Here is a 16473-nt window from a genome sequence, read left to right as displayed (position 1 = left end):
GTCACGCCGCCGCTCCTGCCGTCTGCTGGTACGCCCGGGTCACTTCGTCGCGGAGGGACTCCCAGATGCGCCCCTGCAGTTCGATGAACCGCTGCTCGTGCCGGATCTCCTGCACGTCACCGCGCGGCCGCGGGAGGTCGATGTCGAAGACGTCCTTGACCGTCCCCGGGCTGCTGGTCATGATCACCACGCGATCGGAGAGCGCCACGGCCTCGTCGAGGTCGTGCGTGATGAAGAGCACGGAGGGCCGCAACTCCTCCCACAGAGTGAGCAACTCGGTCTGCATGATCGCCTTGGTCTGCACGTCGAGCGCACCGAACGGCTCGTCCATGAGCAGGATGCGCGGATTGTTGATGAGCGCCGCCGCCATCGCGACGCGCTTGCGCATGCCGCCGGAGAGCTGGTGCGGGTAGCGGTCCTCGAACCCGGCGAGGCCGACGCGGCGCAGCCAGTCCAGCGCGAGGGCGGTGGCCTCCTTCTTCGGCGTGCCGAGGAGGATCGGGCCGACCATCACGTTGGCGAGGACGGTCTTCCACGGGAAGAGCGAGTCGGCCTGGAACATGTAGCTCACCCCGCTCGTGATCCCGTCGACGATGCGCCCGCCGACGCTCACGGAGCCGGCGCTGGGCCGTTCGAGGCCCGAGACCTGTGCGAGCGTGGTCGACTTGCCGCAGCCGGTCGGGCCGACGATGGCGCAGAACTGGCCGGGCTCGACCGTGAGCGTCACGTCGCGGATCGCGGTGAAGGTGTCGCCTTTCGGCGTCAGGAAGCGTTTCGTCAGTCCGACGATGTCGATGCGCGCCGCCTCATCCGCCGCGGGGGCGGCGCCGGGGGCGCTGCGGGGTCGGTGTTCACCCATGAGCCAAGACCTCTCTGTCTCTGTCGTTGCAGGCCCGGCCGGTGGTTCGGGGCGCGGTGCCTGTGGAGATCGATGCTCGTCGGGCGTCGGGGTTCTGTCTCGCTTGAGGGCGATTCGTCCGGTTGTGTGCGTTGTCGCAGCTTTTGGGCGTTCTGCGCGCATGCGACCACCAGCCGCAGGTGACACAATCTCGGGTGATGCGACGACGGATCAGACGACTCTCGAGCCAGATACTGCTGGCTCAGCTGGCGATCCTGGCCGCCTCGATGCTGATCGGCTTCCTGCTCCTGGCCCAGACCGCGCGCGCCAACCTCGATGCCGATTACCAGGCGCGGGCCGCCGCCATCGCCCAGACCTTCGCCGGCATCCCCGATATCCAGAGCTGCATGACGACCGGCGGGAGCGGCTGCGACACCACCGTGCAGAACCTCGCCTCGCAGACCGCCAACAGAACGGGCGCGGCCTACGTCGTCGTGATCGACAGGGACCGCGTGCGGCACTCGCATCCCGACGCGGCACTGATCGGCAAGAAGGTGGAGGAGCCGCTGGTCGCCGCCGACGGGAAGGTGCACCTGGGCACCGATCAGGGCGCGACCGGCCTCAACGCCAATGCGCGCGTCCCGCTGTTCGCGCCGGACTCCGACCGCATCGTCGGGGAGGTGTCGGTCGGCATCCGCGAGAGCTCGGTAGCGAGCGAGCTGCTCTCCGAGCTGCCCGCGTACGGCGCCTGGTTCGTGCTCGCGCTCGCCATCGGCGCGCTCGCCTCGTTCGCGCTCGCAAGCCTCCTGAAGCGACGCACTTTCGGTCTGGAGCTCGACGAGATCGCGCGGCTGCTGCAGGAGCGGGAGGCCACCCTCCACGGCATCCGGGAGGGCGTCATCGCGATCGACCCGGCCGGCCGCATCACCGTCGTCAACGACGAGGCCCAGCGGCTGCTGCGCCTCCCGGAGGGCGCGCGCGGCCGCCTGCTGGAGGACGTGCTCGTCGCAGGCCCGATCCGCGACACGCTCACCGGCACGACGGAGGTCAAGGACGCCATCGCGATCACCGACGACCACATCCTGGTCATCAACCGGATGCCCGTCACGATCGGCGGGCGGCAGCACGGCGCCGTGTTCACCCTCCAGGACCGCACGGAGCTCACCGGCCTCACCCGGGAGCTCGACGGCGAGCGCAGCTTCAGCGAATCGATTCGCGCGCAGCAGCACGAGTTCTCCAACCGCATGCATGCGGTCTCCGGACTCCTGGAGCTCGGGAGGACGCAGGAGGCGCTCGAGTACCTCAACGAGATCCGCGGCACCACGGCCGATCTCGATGCCACGCTGCGGTCGCACATCGGCTCGCCGATGATCGTCGGGCTGCTGCTCGGCAAGGCGGCCGAGGCGAACGAACGCGGCATCGACCTCGTGATCGCGCCCGACACCGACCTCGGGGAGGCGCCGGAGCGGGTGCAGGCGCTCACGACCGTGCTCGGCAACCTGATCGACAACGCGTTCGACGCGCTCGCGGGCGCTCCGGCGCCGCGACGCGCCGTCGTGAGCGTCGTGGAGACGCCGGAGTCGGTCACCGTGCGCGTCGCCGACAACGGGCCGGGCGTGCCGAGCGCGGAGCTGCCGCGGATCTTCGAGAGCGGCTACTCGACCAAGCGCGGCTCGCTCGTGCGGCACAGCGGCCTCGGGCTGTCGCTCGTGCACTCCACGGCGACCAAGCTGGGCGGCAGCGTGACCGTGTCGGGAGGCCCGGGCGCGGTCTTCACGGTGGTGCTGCCGCGGGCTGGTGCGGTCGTCGCCCCTGCCGCCTCGGGGTCGGCAGGAGGTGCTCGATGAGCGACAGCGCATCCTCCCCGTCGCTCAGCGTGCTCGTGGTCGACGACGACTACCGGGTCGCCTCGGTGCACGTCGGGTTCGTGGGGGCCGTGCCCGGATTCCGGGTGGCCGGGCAGGCGCACAGCGCCGCCGAAGCGCTGCGCCTCGCGGGCGAGCTGCATCCCGACCTCGTGCTCATGGACATCTATCTGCCCGACGGCGACGGCCTCCAGGTCGTGCGGCAGCTGCTCGCGGAGCCGTCGGCGCCAGCGGTCATCGTCATCTCGGCCGCCAACGACGTCGCGACCGTCAAGCAGGCCGTGCAGCTCGGCGCCCTGCACTACCTGGTGAAGCCGTTCGGCTTCGCGCAGCTGGCGGAGCGGCTCACCGCGTTCCGTCGGGCGTACGACGATCTGAACGGGTTCCCCGCAGAGGCGACGCAGCACGACATCGACCGGATCTTCGACCTCCTGCGCCCCGGCACGCCGGCCCAGGCGGACGCCCTGCGGCGGCTCGCGCCGACCCTCCAGTCGGTCTACGACGCGGTCGCGGCCAGCGACGGCAGCCTATCGGCCAACGATGTGGCGACCGCGATCGGGATCAGCCGCACCACGGCGCAGCGCGCCCTCACCCAGCTGGAGCAGAGCGACGTGCTCAAGCTGGAGCTCCGCTACGGCGCGACCGGCCGTCCGGAGCACCGCTACGGCGTCAAGCGCCGCTGAGCGACGAGGGCGTGCGTTCAAGAACGCTGCACATTCGTCACGAATCCCGACATTCGTGACACGAATCTCACGATTCGTCACGAGTGTCCGGTCGGGGTGGCCGGAGCACCGCTACGGCGTCAAGCGCCGCTGAACGACGAGGGCATCGGCGGCGACCGCGATCGCGACGACGACGAACCCCGCCGCCAGCGCGAGCCCGATGTAGAGGCCGGTGCGTTGGATGCGCTGCTCGGTGCGGTGCAGCGACTGCCCCGCAACGATCGAGCCCGTGCCGAACGGCTGCGCCACGATCGCGAACCGGAGGCCCGGCTGCGGCTCCCAGCTGACGGCGTCCTCGCCGGCCGCCCGGGCGTTCTGCAGCACACCGAACGGCACCTGCGCCAGCGACCCGTGCAGAACGGCGTCGCCCGCCACCGGCGTGCCCGCGGCGTCGTATCGCACCCAGAAGGTGCCGCGGTACTGCTCGAGATCGAACCGGCGGGAGGGCGACGCGGTCACGGCCGCCGCTCCCTCGGACAGGAGCGAGCGCGGAGCATCCTCCACCGCGCTGCGCCCGTCCTGCTGCACGACGACGTAGAGCGTCGCGAGCCCGCCCGCGAAGAGCGCGTAGGCCGCCACCGCGACGATGATCCTCCGGAGCCACATGCAGGAATCATGCGCCCGCGCGGGGCTCGCGGGCATCCCTCTCTCGACGGATTCCCGCCGCACGCGGACGCGCCCCCACGTCCTCCCTGCACGCGGGTGTGCCGCGGGAGGGACGTGAGGGCGCGCCGGCCGCGCGTACGTCAGTGCGCCGCGGTGACCGTCTGCTCGACCTGATCGGCGACCTGCTGGATCTGCGCACCGTAGCCGCCCGAGAGCGCCGTGGTCGCGATCTTCTGCACGTCCGCCGTGCGAGCTGCCGCGGGCGCCGAGGCGAGCTGCGACAGGTCGTTGCGCAGCGAGTCCGGGAGCTTCGACGCGAGCTGGCTGTCACCCGTCACGGTGGAGGCGATGCCCGCCGCGTCGGCACCGAGTTGCGACGCCGCGCCCGAGCCGGAGCTCAGAAGGTCGCCGCTGCGGAGCCCCTGGAGGAGGCCCTTCACATCGAGGCCCTCGAGGTCGAGGCCCCCGTGAGCGTCGCCGTCCTGGCCGTCGCGCGCCTCGCTGCCCTTGAGCTGGGTCGCGAGCTTCTGGATGGCGCTGCCGTAGCCTCCCGAGAGCGCCGTCGACACGATCTTCTTCGCGTCGGCGGTGCGGTCGTGGGCGGACGCGCCGGCGAGGGACTTCAGGTCGCCCTGGAGGCTGTCCGGGAGCAGCGAGAAGACCGCGCCGTCGGCGACGATCCGCTTGGCGAGTTGCTGCGCCTTCCCGCCGTCAATGTGGCCGTTGAAGAGCGCGTGGGCCTGACCGGCCGGCGAGAAGCCGTGCGTCCAGCCGCCGAACGAGGCGGAGCCTCCCGCCGTCGCGCCTCCGAACGGGGTCGAGGCGGAGGCCGACGTCGAGCCGGAGCCGGCCGCACCGGTGTCGCCGGTCGCCGCGAAGGCTCCCTGCGCCCCCACGCCGATGAGGGCTCCCGCCGCCACGACCGAGGCGGCGCCGATCACGAAGCGCCGGGCGCCGAAGGCGGTGCGCGTGGAGGTGCTGGATGCGGAGGTGTTCTGGATGGTGTTCTTCACGTGGATCCTTTCCGTCGCCCGCGACAGGGCCGGCGGGGGTGCCGGCCTGTTCCGACCGCGGGCATCCGGCGACGGTACGGGACTGTTCTGGACCTCCCGTCCGTACCCTCTTCGAGGTCGCGAAGAGCACTTGCGGTGTCGCGCGCATCGCGGTACCGGCCGATCGGAACGGTCGGTTTGCGCTCTTGCGCCACCCGCCTCCGCAGGGTCAGGATCGTCGCCAGGAGGCACGAATCATGGACGATCTCGAAGGACCCGCGGCCGCACGCCTCGACCGCCTCGCCCAGCTCGGCGAGGCCGACGGCGTCTCGCACGAATGGACCCGCAGACAACTCGAACGCGCACTGCACGAGTGGGCGGCCGACCAGGACACGCTCTCGGTCCTCAACGAAGGCCGCGAGGACTACTGACTCCCGTCAAGCGCAGGGTACGAGGGCCCTAGACACGCCGCTCCGGCTGGCGATAGCGTCCGAACACGTCCGTCCGCTCCACCAGAAGGGTCCTGCGATGTCCACTTCTCAGCCATCCGCTTTCGCGTCGTTCTCGCTCAACGGCAGAGACCTGACGCCCGCGGTCATCAACAGTGTCCGCGTCGCGCTCGGGATCAGCGGGGCCGTCGCGCTCATCATCGGCATCATCATCGTCTTCTGGCCCAAGACCGCTGCGGTCGGGCTGACGGTGCTGATCGCGATCTCGCTGCTCGTCTCCGGCATCGCCTACCTCGGCATCGGGATATTCGCCAAAGGCATCGGCGGAGGCGCCCGCGCACTCGACATCGTCTTCGGGGTGCTGCTCGTGATCGCCGCGGTCGTGGCGTTCGCGAACCTCCAGGGCACGACCGCCTTCCTCGCCGTGTTCATCGGCATCCTGGTCGGCATCGCGTGGATCGTGGAGGGCGCCGTCGCGCTGGCCCAGCTCGGCGACTCGCCCTCGCGCGGCTGGTCGATCTTCTTCGGCATCCTGAGCATCATCGCCGGCATCGTGCTGCTGTTCAGCCCGGGGTGGGGGATCGTGGTGCTGTTCATCCTGGTCGGCATCAGCCTGATCGTGCTCGGGATCGTGCAGATCGTGCGCGCGATCACGTTCGGGCGCGGGGCGAAGGCCTCGGCGGCGTGAGCCTCGGCGCGAGTCGGACGTCGGTGGAACACTGAGGATGTGCTCCTCGACACGGTAGTCACCACTCTCGATACGGTCGCGGCCACGCGCTCGCGGCTGGCCAAGGTCGACGCGCTCGCGGGCCTCCTCGGCGAGCTGGCGCCGCACGAGATCGCCCCGGCGGTCGGATTCCTGGTCGGCAAGCCGAGGCAGGGTCGCGTCGGCGTGGGCTGGCGCGGGGTCTCGGCGGTGATGGGAGAGCCGGCCGACGAGCCGACGCTCACCGTCCTCGATCTCGACGCCCTGCTCGAAGAGCTGGCGGCGCTCGGCGGCGCCGGCTCGGCGAGTGACCGCAGTGCGGCGCTGCGCGACTTCGCTGCGCGCGCGACAGCCGGCGAGCAGGATCTCCTGGCCCGCGTGCTCCTCGGCGAGATGCGAACGGGCGCGCTGGAGGGGGTGCTGATCGATGCGGTGGCGCGGGCCGCCGATCGGCCCGGTGCGAGCGTCCGGCGCGCTGCCATGCTCACGGGCGACCTCGGCGAGACCGCGGTCATCGCGCTGACCGGCACAGCAGAAGAGCTCGACGCCGTCGGGCTGGAGGTCGGCCGGCCGGTTCTGCCGATGCTCGCGGCCACCGCCCCCTCGGCCTCCGCGGCGCTCGAGACCACCGGACCGGCCTCGGTCGAGTACAAGCTCGACGGTGCGCGCATCCAGGTGCACCGCTCCGGCGACAGCGTGCGCGTCTTCACCCGCAACCTCGCCGACATCACGCACCGCGTGCCCGAGGTGGTCGAGATCGTGCGCCGGCTGCCCGCGCGCGACATCATCCTCGACGGCGAGACCCTGTCCCTCGACGAGGACGGCGGGCCACGGCCCTTCCAGGAGACCATGAGTCGCTTCGGCGCAGAGGCGGCTCGCGAGGCCACCCTCCACCCCTGGTTCTTCGACATCCTCCACGTCGACGGCCGCGACCTGCTCGACGAGCCGCTCTCGGTGCGGCGCCACGAACTGGAGCGGGTGGCCGGCGAATACCGGATCCCCGGCGAGGTCACCGACGACCCCGAGACCGCCGAGCGGGTCTCGCGCGAGGCGCTCGCGGCCGGCCAGGAGGGCGTCGTCGTCAAAGCGATCGACTCGCCCTACGCCGCAGGGCGGCGCGGGTCGAGCTGGATCAAGGTCAAACCGGTGCTCACCTACGACCTGGTCGTGCTCGCCTGCGAATGGGGATCGGGACGCCGGCGCGGGCTGCTGTCCAACCTCCACCTCGGCGCGCGCGACTCCGAGGGAGCCTTCGGCGAGCCCGGAGGCTTCGTGATGGTCGGCAAGACGTTCAAAGGGCTCACCGACGAGCTGCTGCGGTGGCAGACGGAGGAGTTCCAGCGGATCGAGGTGCGCCGCACGGCGGGAACCGTCTGGGTCGCCCCGACCACCGTGGTCGAGATCGCGATCGACGGCGTGCAGCGGTCATCCCGCTACCCCGGCGGCATCGCCCTGAGGTTCGCGCGCGTCAAGCGCTACCGCGACGACAAGGAGGCCGCGGAGGCCGACACGATCACGACCCTCCGCTCCCTGCTGCGCGAGTAGGGGCGCTACACCCGCGCCGGCTCGCCCGCAGGGTCGGTCGCCTCCTCGGCCGCCGCCTCCACGTGGTGCCGGCGCTCCAGGGCCGCGCCCTCCACGTCGACGTTCGGCATGATGCGGTCGAGCCACCTCGGCAGCCACCAGGCCGAACGACCCAGGAGGTGCATCAGCGCGGGCATGAGCAGCATTCGCACCACGAACGCGTCGACGAGCACGCCGAAGGCGAGACCGAAGCCGATCGAGCGGATCATGGTCGACTCGCTGAAGATGAAGCCGCCGAAGACGGAGATCATGATGAGCCCCGCGGCGATGACGACCGAACGCCCGGCCCGCAGCCCCTTCACCACGGCGAGGCGGGCGGAGGCGCCGTGCACATAGGCCTCCCGCATCCCGGAGGCCAGGAACAGCTGGTAATCCATCGCGAGGCCGAACAGGATGCCGACCAGGATGACCGGCAGGAAGCTCAGGATCGGGCCGGTGTGGATGCCGAGCGCGTCGGCGCCCCAGCCCCACTGGAACAGCGCGGTGATCGCGCCGTAGGTCGCGAACAGCGAGAGGATGAAGCCTCCCGTCGCGATCAGCGGCACCAGGATCGAGCGGAACACCAGGATCATGATGAGCAGCGACAGGCCGACCACCACCGTCAGGTAGAGCGGCAGCACCGAGGCCAGATTCGCCGAGATGTCGAGGTTGATCGCCGTCTGGCCGGAGACGCCCAGCTGGTACTTCCCGTCGACGGCGTCGAGGCCGCGCAGCGCGTTCACGAGGTTCTCGGTCGAGACGCTGTTCGGTCCCTCCTCCGGCACGACCTGGAATGCGAACAGCGTGCGGTCGTCGGAGACGGCGATCGGCGCGACGGCGACGACGTCCTTCTGGTCGGCGAGGGTGCGTGCGACGTCGAGCTGCACGGAGGTCACGTCGTCCTTCGCGACGGCGTCCTTCGCGGTCGCGGTGACGAGCAGCGGGCCGGTCGTGCCGGCGCCGAAGGCCTTCTCGGTGACCGTGAACGCCTCGTAGGTGGTCGAGCCGACCGGCTCGGAGGAGCCGTCGGGCAGGCCGACGCGCATCGAGAGCGCAGGCATCGCGACGATCAGCAGTGCGACCGCGGCGCCCACCGCCGTGACCACCGCGCGCCAGGTCTTCATCGGCTTGGCCGTGGTGTCGTCGTGGTGCACCCGACCGACGCGTGCGCGAGCACGGCGGCCCAGCACACGCAGCTTCAGGAGGCCGAGGATCGCGGGAGTGAGCGTGACGGCGATCAGCACCGCCAGCACGACCGCGATGGCGCCGACCGTGCCCATGAGACCGAGGAACGGCACGCCGGTGACGTTGAGCGCCAGCAGGGCCACGACCACGGTGGTGCCCGCGAAGACGACGGCGTTGCCGGAGGTGCCGTTGGCGAGACCGATGGACTCCCGCGGCTCCGCGCCCTCCAGCAGCTGCTTGCGGTGTCGGTTGACGATGAACAGCGAATAGTCGATCCCGACCGCGAGGCCGAGCATGATCGCGAGCACCGGGGTCACGGAGGCCATGTCGACAACGCCGGAGAACGCCAGCGAGCCGAGGGCGGCGACCGCGACGCCGAAGAGCGCGGTGACGATCGGCAGGGCGGCGGCGATGACCGAGCCGAGCACCACGATGAGCACGATCGCCGCGAAGACGACGCCGACCGCTTCGCCCACTCCGACGATCTGCGGCACGCCCTGCGCGATGTCGGTCGAGAACGCGACGGTGACGCCCTGCACCTTCGTCGACTCGAAGTGGTCGATGACGGCCTGCTTGGACGTCTCGGACAGCTCGAGCCGCGGCTTCGTGAAGGCGACGTTCACCAGCGCCGTCGAGCCGTCGGAGGACACCATGCGGATGTCCTTCGAGAGTGTCAGCAGTTCGGCGCCCTGGTCGAGCTGCTTCTGCTGCGCGGTGAGCTGCGTCTGCTGGGCGGTGAGCTGAGCGACGCCGTCGTCGATCGTCTTCTGCTGCGCTGCGAGCTGGGCCTGCGCGGCGGCCACCTGCTGGGCCGGCATGCTCCCCGCGGGGGCGGCCTGCAACTGCGCCTTCGCGGCGTCGAGCTGCTGCTGACCCGAAGTCAGCTGCGCCTTCGCCGCGTCGAGCTGCCCCTGGCCGGCCGTGAGCTGGGACTGCCCCTCAGTGACCTTGGTCTGCTGCGCGGCGCGCTCGGCCTCGGTCGCGAACGGATCGATCACTCCGGAGACATCAGGGAGGCCGTCGGCGTCGGCGATGAGGGAGCTGATGGCCTTCTTCTGCGTGTCGTCGAGCGCCGACCCGTCGTCGGTGCGGAACACGACCGTGCCCGAAGCGCCTGCGTAGTCGGGCAGCTTGTGCGTGAGCTCGTCGACCACGGCGCCGGCGGCGGTGCCGGGGATGTCGAAGGAGGACGTCAGGCCCTTGAAGCCGACGACGAAGCCTCCCACCGCGATGCCGAGAACGACCAGCCAGGCGACGATGACCGTCCAGGCGCGGCGCGCCGAGAACTTCCCGAGGCGGTAGAGCAGTTCGGCCATGTGCGGTCCTTTCGACGTCCCGCCGAAAAGAATACGCAACGGTCCGTCTCGTTGAATGTATGTAGGCTGTGAGCATGCCGGAAGGTCGACGGGGAGCAGTGCGCAGTGAAGCCGCGCGCGTCGCGATCCTCGAGGCGACGGCCGCGCTCTTCGCCGAGCGCGGCTACGACCACCTCAGCATCGAGGGCATCGCCGCACGCGCCGGCGTCGGCAAGCAGACCGTCTACCGGTGGTGGCCGGGCAAGAGCGCCCTCATCGCCGACTGCCTCCTCGAGGGGATGCTGCTGCCCGAGCGCTTCGCCGTGCCCGACACCGGCGACCTGCGTGCCGACCTGATCGCGTGGCTCGCGGCAGTGGAGGGCGTGCTCGACAGCCCGGCCGGAGAGGGCCTGTTCCGTTCGCTGATCGCGGCGGCCTCCGAGAACGCGGAGGTCGCGCAGCGGCTGCGCGAGTCGCTCGCCGACCCCCGGCTGTTCGCGCCGCGGCTGCGCGCCGCCCGCGACTCCGGCGAGGTGCGGGCCGACCTCCCCGTCGACGAGGTCAGCGAAGCGCTCATCGGCGCGATCATGCTGCGCGCGCTGGCGCGTACCCCGGCCGACCCGGACCTCCCCGAGCGCCTCGTCGACCTGACGCTCGGCCCGCGCCCGGCCTGAGCTGCGCTTCCGCTTGCCGAGGGGCACGTTGTTGTCACTTTCGAGCGTGAAAAGTGACAACGACGTGCCCTTCGGCGGTCTGTCCGGCGTGGATGCGGCGGCGTAGGGTGCGGGTACGGGCCGACGGGACGGAGGAGCGACGTGACGAACAAGACGCCTCGCGAAGAGGAGATCCAGAAGGAGCAGGAGGCGAAGGACGCAGAGAAGGAGCGCCTCGAACGCGAAGAAGAGGACCGCCTCCGCTGAGTCGACCCCTGAGCATCTCGAGGGGCACGTAAACGCCCTTATCCGGCCGTTTTAGGGGCGTTTACGCGCCCCTCGACGGTCGGGAGGGCGTCAGCGGCGGGCGGTCGCGCGGGCGCCCGCGTCGTGCGGGAGCAGGAACGCGCCGGCCAGCGGGATCAGCAGCAGCGCCGCGGCGAGCGCGAACGCCCAGTGGTAGCCGGGCAGCGGTGAGCCGGTGACCCCCTCCGACACCGTGGTGGAGGCGCGCACGAATACCGCCACGACCGCCAGTCCCAGCGCTGTCGCGACCTGCTGCACCGCGGAGGCCAGGGTGTTCGCGTTGTTCGTGTCGGTGGCCTCCACGTCGGCGAACTGCAGCGTGTTGTAGGCGCTGAAGCCGATCGACCGGAACACACCGCTCGCCACCAGCAGCACGAGCAGCACCGGAAGCGGCGCGGCCGGGCCGATACCGACGAAGGCGGCCAGCACCAGCATCCCGAGCAGGTTCGACCAGATCAGCACGGTGCGGAAGCCGAACCTCCGGATCAGCGGGGTGGTGAACGGCTTGATCGCCAGGTTGCCGACGAAGATCGCGATGACGGTGAGACCCGCGACCGTCGCGCTCCAGCCGTAGGCGAGCTGGAACAGCAGCGTGAACAGGAACGGCGCGCCGGTGATGATCATGCGGTAGACGCCGCCGCTGATGTTGCCCGCGCGGAAAGAGTGGAGGCGCAGCACGCTCCAGTCGAAGAGCGCGTGCTCCCTGCCGCGCGACGAGGTGATGGCGACCCACCCGATCGCGATCGCGACGAGGATCGCCGCCCCGCCGGCGAGCTGCAGCCGGCCGTCCTCGGCGCTCAGCCCCTCGGCGCCCGCCGTCAGCAGCACCAGGGCGAGCGCGATCGCCGCGTAGCCGCGGCCGTCGAAGCGGAGGCTCGGTTCGCGCTCCGTCTTCGGCACCAGCACGAGCCCGGCGACGAACGCCGCGATGCCGAGCGGGAGGTTGATCAGGAAGATCCAGCGCCAGCCGACCGTGTCGGAGAGGATGCCGCCGAGCGCCGGCGCGATCACCGGTGCGATCAGCGCGGGCCAGGTGAGGTACGCGATCGCGTCGAGCAGGTCGACCGGGTCGATGTCGCGCAGCACCGCGAGCCTGCCGACCGGGACCATGAGCGCGCCGCCGATGCCCTGCAGCACCCGCGCGACGGTCAGCAGCGTCAGGGAGGGCGCGAACGCGCACAGCAGGGACGCCACGGTGAAGACGACGATAGCCGTGATCAGCACGGGACGGATGCCCAATCGCCGCGACAGCCAGCCGGTGGCCGGGATGCCTGCGGCGACGGCCAGCAGGTAGGCGACCATGGCGACGCTCACGTCCGCGGGCGCCACGCCGAACTCGCGCGCCATCGTCGGCGCGGCGGTCTGGATGATGGTGCCGTCGAGGTTCTCCATGAAGAAAGTCGCGGCGACCAGCAGCGCGAGCCCGCGGCTGAACGAGACGGCGGTGCGGCTCACCCGCTACACCGAGCGCCCGCGGTTGCGGCGGCGCACCTCCCGCGGGGCCCGCCCCGCGAGGAACGAGCGACCGGGGTCGACGACGAAGCCCTGGCGGAGCGCCTCCCGGCCGACGAGCATCCGGAACCCCATCTGGTCGCGATTGCTCAGCGTGGTCTCGGCGAGCACGGTGTGCTTGCCCAGCGAGAGCTCGAGCAGCACCACGATCCGCTCCTCCGTGTGGCCGGAGGAGCTGCGCACGACACGGCGATCGTGGATGGGCCGCTCGACGACCGTGGCATCGGTGTCGGCGTCCTGCCAGGGGTGCACCGTGAAGCGCACGCGGTCGCCGGAAAGCTCCTCCAGATCGAACGCGTGCAGGGCCGAGCTGCGCGCTCCGGTGTCGACCTTGACTTTGATCCACGGAATGCCGATGCTGGGCAGGCTCGCCCATTCACGCCACCCCACCACCAGGGTGTTTGAATGGAGGTCACCGGCCATCCCCCTATCTTTGCAGGATCCATCGATGAAGCTCGCCATCCTCTCTCGCGCTCCGCACGCGTACTCGACCCAGCGCCTGCGCGCGGCGGCCCGCGACCGCGGTCACACCGTCAAGGTCCTCAACACCCTGCGGTTCGCGATCGACCTCTCCGGGGACGAGCCCGACCTGCAGTACCGGGGTCGCCTGCTGTCGGACTACGACGCGGTGCTGCCGCGCATCGGCAACTCGATCACGTACTACGGCACCGCGGTCGTGCGGCAGTTCGAGCAGATGGACGTCTACACCCCCAACACGGCCAACGGGATCACCAACTCGCGCGACAAACTGCGCGCCAACCAGATCCTCTCCCGCCACAACATCGGCATGCCCGCGACCACGTTCGTGAACAGCCGCGCCGACGTGCGCATGGCGATCGAGCAGGTGGGCGGCGCGCCGGTCGTCATCAAGCTGCTGGAGGGCACCCAGGGCATCGGCGTGATCCTCGCCCCGGAGGCCAAGATCGCCGAGTCGATCGTCGAGACCCTGCACTCCACCAAGCAGAACGTCCTCATCCAGAGCTTCATCTCCGAGAGCCGTGGTCGCGACATCCGTGCCCTCGTCGTCGGCGACCGCGTCGTCGCGGCGATGCGCCGGGTCGCGAGCGGCGACGAGTTCCGCTCCAACGTCCACCGCGGCGGCACCGTCGAGAAGGTGGAGCTGACGCCCGAGTACGAGGAGGCCGCGGTGCGATCGGCGCAGATCATGGGCCTCCGCGTCGCCGGCGTCGACATGCTCGAAGGCCGCGACGGGCCGCTGGTGATGGAGGTCAACTCCTCCCCCGGGCTGGAGGGCATCGAGCGCGCGACCGGGCTCGACGTCGCCGGCGCGATCATCGACTTCATCGACAACCAGGTCGCCTTCCCCGAGATCGACGTGCGCCAGCGGTTGAGCGTCTCCCGCGGGTACGGCGTCGCCGAGCTGCTCGTGCACGGCAACGCCGACCTGGTGGGCAAGACGATCAAGGAGTCGGGCCTGTGGGACCGCGACATCACGGTGCTGACCCTGCACCGCGGCGCGACCGTCATACCGAACCCGCGCAGCGGCGTCGAGCTGCAGGCCGGTGACCGCCTGCTCTGCTTCGGCAAGCTGGAGGAGATGCGGTCGATGATCCCGGACCGCCGCAGGCGCCGCTCGAAGGTGCGCCGGCTGCCGAAGGAGCCGCTGGTCGAGGCGTGACCTTCGCGGGCGCCGTCACTCCGGGGGCGCGGCGTCCCACCAGCGCAGCACCCGCAGGGCACGCAGCGTGACCCAGCGGCTGGGCATGCCCTCGTTGTCGCCGAAGTCGTTCCAGGTGGGGCCCTCGTGCCGGTTCTCGAGGTTCCAGCGGCCGTCGGCGTCGGCCTTCGACCGCAGGAGCTCCACGGCCTCCCGGAGTCGCGGGTCGCGGCGGTCGACGCTGCGGAAGTGCTCCAGCCCGCGCAGGATGTCGTGGAACCAGCGCACGGGACTGCTCAGCAGAGTCAGCCGCGGGTCGGCGACCGCGCCGGTGCTCAGCCGGCGGAACAGGCCGCGGGCCAGGAGGTACTCCTCGCCGGTCCGGAGCGCCTCCGCAGAGTCCGCGTCCGCGCGGCCGGTCGCGACCCACGCGGCCAGCCCTTCGACGGCGCAGATCGTCGAGTGGAAGGACGAGACGCGTGCGCCGTACTCGGCCCAGCAGTTCCAGGCGCCGTCGTCGAGCCGGCCGCCGGCGAGTGTGGAGGCGACCGCGGAACCGTCCTGCCCGAAGTAGGCGGCGGCCGCGAGCACCATCCCGTTGATGCACGGCTCGGTCTCACCGTCGAAGTACGGTTCACCCGCGTGATCCCAGCGGACGTGATCGCGCACGTGGGAGACGGCCTCCAGGGCACGGGGATGCTGCGGGTCGATCCCGAAGGCGATCAGCTGCTGGAGGACGAAATGCGTCGCGGTCCAGGCGTCGAAGAACGGCCGGTCCTCCTGCGCCCAGCCGGGCCGGTAGACCCCGCCGTCCCAGTTGCCGTCGGGGCCCTGCAAGCCGAGCAGGTGCGCGCCCCAGCCTTCGGTGGCGACGCGGTCGCGCTCGGCGGCGACGGTCTCGTCGGACGCCCCGGCGAGGTCGCGCAGCACCTGCCAGCGGATGCTCGGATCGGAGTCGAGGAGCCACTCGATGGTGTCCATGGCAGGCATGGTACTCAGCGGCGCCGACGCTCGGCGATCAGCATCACGACGACGACGGCGAGAAGCGCGCCGATGACCGCGAGGGCCGGGAGGCCTCCAGCCGTCATCGGCAGCAGCCACGCGGCGAGCAGACCGACGCCCAGGCTCGCGGCCGCGCCGGCGAACCGGAACGTCCACGGCCCGAGCCGCAGCTCGCGGCGGTACTCGGCGTCTCCCAGGAGATAGACGGCGACTCCGCCGGCGAGCAGCCACGATGCCGCGGTGGACGCCGGTGCGAACGCGTCCTCCAGGCCGAGGTGGAGGCCGGCCGCGACCCCGACGAGCCCGAACAGCATCACGAGATGGGCGAGATAGTACGCCGTGAGAGCGAGCGTCGTGCCGCCGCGGGTCGAAAGCGATCCGAACGACCGCTCCGCGCGCTCGTCGTCGCCCGAGAAGTAGCACCACCAGAGCGCCGCCACCATGGCGACGGTCGCCACGGCGCCGAGAATCACCTGCGGGCCGAGACCCGACGCCGTCAGGCCTGCGCCGACCGAAACGATGGACTCGCCGAAGGCGATGATCATCAGCAGGCCGTGACGTTCGACGAAGTGCGATGCTCCGAGTGTGAAGGGATCGGCTCTGGCCAGCAGGCCCGAGACGACGAAGAGCGCCAGCGGTGCGAGGAAGAGCAGCCATTCCAGCCAGCCGGTCGCGAACCCCGAGGCGATCAGCAGCAACGCCGCGACGGCGTTGAGCGGGCCGACGTGCAGCATTACACGAGCCGATCCGCTTCCTCCCCGCGCGATGAAGAGACCGGCATGGATGACGACCACCGCCAGATAGGCGACGCCGAAGACCACGCCCGATCCCGTGAAGACGTCGGGGATCGCGAGCGACAGCACGAGGAACGCCGCCATCGCGGCGATCAGCAGCAACCGCACGGGCACGGTGTCGGGCACGGTCTGGTTGGTGAGCCACGCGAACGCGTCGTACATCCACCAGACCACGGCGAGGATCGCCGCGGCACGCAGTACGGACTCCGCTCCCGGGTGCTGCACGATCACGGCGGTCAGCTGTCCGATCGTGAAGACGAAGACCAGGTCGAACAGCAGCTCGATCGTGGACACGCGCGACGCCACTCGCGCGATCCGGCCTCCCGACGCCTCGCTCACACGCCAACGGTAGTGCCGGGGGCACGCC

Annotated in this window: 15 protein-coding genes; 7 read left to right on the top strand and 8 right to left on the bottom strand. The window is 70.9% G+C overall.

What is annotated here, in order from left to right; genetic code table 11:
- Position 1: 1 nt before the first annotated feature.
- Complete coding sequence (locus AC0HS0_RS08295; RefSeq protein WP_472963060.1) at positions 2–859, bottom strand: ABC transporter ATP-binding protein; 858 nt, start codon at positions 857–859, stop codon at positions 2–4.
- A gap of 197 nt (positions 860–1056) precedes the next feature.
- On the opposite strand from AC0HS0_RS08295, the gene AC0HS0_RS08290 reads away from it, so the two are divergent.
- Positions 1057–2685: a sensor histidine kinase gene (locus AC0HS0_RS08290; RefSeq protein ID WP_472963058.1), complete on the top strand. Its 1629-nt coding sequence runs from the start codon at positions 1057–1059 to the stop codon at positions 2683–2685.
- Positions 2682–3386: a response regulator gene (locus tag AC0HS0_RS08285; protein ID WP_472963056.1), complete on the top strand. Its 705-nt coding sequence runs from the start codon at positions 2682–2684 to the stop codon at positions 3384–3386. The genes AC0HS0_RS08290 and AC0HS0_RS08285 overlap by 4 nt, the downstream gene beginning before the upstream one ends.
- A 111-nt stretch (positions 3387–3497) precedes the next feature.
- Here the strand turns inward: AC0HS0_RS08285 and AC0HS0_RS08280 are convergent, their stop codons facing one another.
- The gene (locus AC0HS0_RS08280; RefSeq protein WP_472963055.1) at positions 3498–4031 is read right to left on the bottom strand and encodes a hypothetical protein; all 534 of its coding nucleotides are present in this window, start codon (positions 4029–4031) and stop codon (positions 3498–3500) included.
- 140 nt (positions 4032–4171) lie between these two features.
- Complete coding sequence (locus AC0HS0_RS08275; RefSeq protein WP_472963054.1) at positions 4172–5044, bottom strand: hypothetical protein; 873 nt, start codon at positions 5042–5044, stop codon at positions 4172–4174.
- Between the two features lie 236 nt (positions 5045–5280).
- Here AC0HS0_RS08275 and AC0HS0_RS08270 point away from each other — a divergent pair, with 236 nt between their 5' ends.
- From AC0HS0_RS08270 to AC0HS0_RS08260, 3 genes are all read left to right on the top strand, one after another.
- Entirely contained in the window at positions 5281–5454 is a 174-nt protein-coding gene (locus AC0HS0_RS08270) for a hypothetical protein (protein ID WP_472963053.1), read from the top strand.
- Positions 5455–5551: 97 nt separating this feature from the next.
- On the top strand, positions 5552–6160 hold the full coding sequence (locus AC0HS0_RS08265; RefSeq protein WP_472963052.1) for an HdeD family acid-resistance protein: 609 nt from the start codon (positions 5552–5554) through the stop codon (positions 6158–6160).
- 39 nt (positions 6161–6199) lie between these two features.
- Positions 6200–7723: an ATP-dependent DNA ligase gene (locus AC0HS0_RS08260; RefSeq protein WP_472963051.1), complete on the top strand. Its 1524-nt coding sequence runs from the start codon at positions 6200–6202 to the stop codon at positions 7721–7723.
- A 5-nt stretch (positions 7724–7728) separates the two neighbouring features.
- Here AC0HS0_RS08260 and AC0HS0_RS08255 read toward each other — a convergent pair whose 3' ends face one another.
- Positions 7729–10242 carry an MMPL family transporter gene (locus AC0HS0_RS08255; protein ID WP_472963050.1) on the bottom strand — a complete coding sequence of 838 codons (2514 nt, stop codon included), beginning with the start codon at positions 10240–10242 and terminating at the stop codon, positions 7729–7731.
- Positions 10243–10316: 74 nt separating this feature from the next.
- Between AC0HS0_RS08255 and AC0HS0_RS08250 the strand changes: the two genes are divergently transcribed.
- Entirely contained in the window at positions 10317–10895 is a 579-nt protein-coding gene (locus AC0HS0_RS08250) for a TetR/AcrR family transcriptional regulator (protein WP_472963049.1), read from the top strand.
- Positions 10896–11231: 336 nt separating this feature from the next.
- Here AC0HS0_RS08250 and AC0HS0_RS08245 read toward each other — a convergent pair whose 3' ends face one another.
- Both AC0HS0_RS08245 and AC0HS0_RS08240 read right to left on the bottom strand, forming a co-directional pair.
- Entirely contained in the window at positions 11232–12635 is a 1404-nt protein-coding gene (locus AC0HS0_RS08245) for an MFS transporter (RefSeq protein WP_472963048.1), read from the bottom strand.
- 3 nt (positions 12636–12638) lie between these two features.
- Positions 12639–13115 (bottom strand): ATP-dependent zinc protease family protein, encoded by a 477-nt coding sequence (locus AC0HS0_RS08240; protein ID WP_472963047.1) that lies wholly within the window; start codon positions 13113–13115, stop codon positions 12639–12641.
- Between the two features lie 25 nt (positions 13116–13140).
- On the opposite strand from AC0HS0_RS08240, the gene rimK reads away from it, so the two are divergent.
- On the top strand, positions 13141–14331 hold the full coding sequence (gene rimK, locus AC0HS0_RS08235; protein ID WP_472963046.1) for a 30S ribosomal protein S6--L-glutamate ligase: 1191 nt from the start codon (positions 13141–13143) through the stop codon (positions 14329–14331).
- 15 nt (positions 14332–14346) lie between these two features.
- Here the strand turns inward: rimK and AC0HS0_RS08230 are convergent, their stop codons facing one another.
- Both AC0HS0_RS08230 and AC0HS0_RS08225 read right to left on the bottom strand, forming a co-directional pair.
- Complete coding sequence (locus AC0HS0_RS08230) at positions 14347–15291, bottom strand: hypothetical protein (RefSeq protein ID WP_472963045.1); 945 nt, start codon at positions 15289–15291, stop codon at positions 14347–14349.
- A 14-nt stretch (positions 15292–15305) separates the two neighbouring features.
- On the bottom strand, positions 15306–16445 hold the full coding sequence (locus AC0HS0_RS08225; RefSeq protein ID WP_472963044.1) for a low temperature requirement protein A: 1140 nt from the start codon (positions 16443–16445) through the stop codon (positions 15306–15308).
- Positions 16446–16473 lie beyond the last annotated feature (28 nt).

This window comes from Leifsonia sp. PARNA 1/14 (genome assembly GCF_055720965.1).
This window is presented reverse-complemented; position numbering and strand designations above follow the sequence as displayed.

Bases quoted from the DNA above. Each gene is read 5' to 3' on its own strand.
- AC0HS0_RS08295 (WP_472963060.1), bottom strand. From the start codon at position 859: ATGGGTGAACACCGACCCCGCAGCGCCCCCGGCGCCGCCCCCGCGGCG.
- AC0HS0_RS08290 (WP_472963058.1), top strand. From the start codon at position 1,057: ATGCGACGACGGATCAGACGACTCTCGAGCCAGATACTGCTGGCTCAG.
- AC0HS0_RS08285 (WP_472963056.1), top strand. From the start codon at position 2,682: ATGAGCGACAGCGCATCCTCCCCGTCGCTCAGCGTGCTCGTGGTCGAC.
- AC0HS0_RS08280 (WP_472963055.1), bottom strand. From the start codon at position 4,031: ATGTGGCTCCGGAGGATCATCGTCGCGGTGGCGGCCTACGCGCTCTTC.
- AC0HS0_RS08270 (WP_472963053.1), top strand. From the start codon at position 5,281: ATGGACGATCTCGAAGGACCCGCGGCCGCACGCCTCGACCGCCTCGCC.
- AC0HS0_RS08265 (WP_472963052.1), top strand. From the start codon at position 5,552: ATGTCCACTTCTCAGCCATCCGCTTTCGCGTCGTTCTCGCTCAACGGC.
- AC0HS0_RS08255 (WP_472963050.1), bottom strand. From the start codon at position 10,242: ATGGCCGAACTGCTCTACCGCCTCGGGAAGTTCTCGGCGCGCCGCGCC.
- AC0HS0_RS08250 (WP_472963049.1), top strand. From the start codon at position 10,317: ATGCCGGAAGGTCGACGGGGAGCAGTGCGCAGTGAAGCCGCGCGCGTC.
- AC0HS0_RS08240 (WP_472963047.1), bottom strand. From the start codon at position 13,115: ATGGCCGGTGACCTCCATTCAAACACCCTGGTGGTGGGGTGGCGTGAA.
- rimK (WP_472963046.1), top strand. From the start codon at position 13,141: ATGAAGCTCGCCATCCTCTCTCGCGCTCCGCACGCGTACTCGACCCAG.
- AC0HS0_RS08230 (WP_472963045.1), bottom strand. From the start codon at position 15,291: ATGGACACCATCGAGTGGCTCCTCGACTCCGATCCGAGCATCCGCTGG.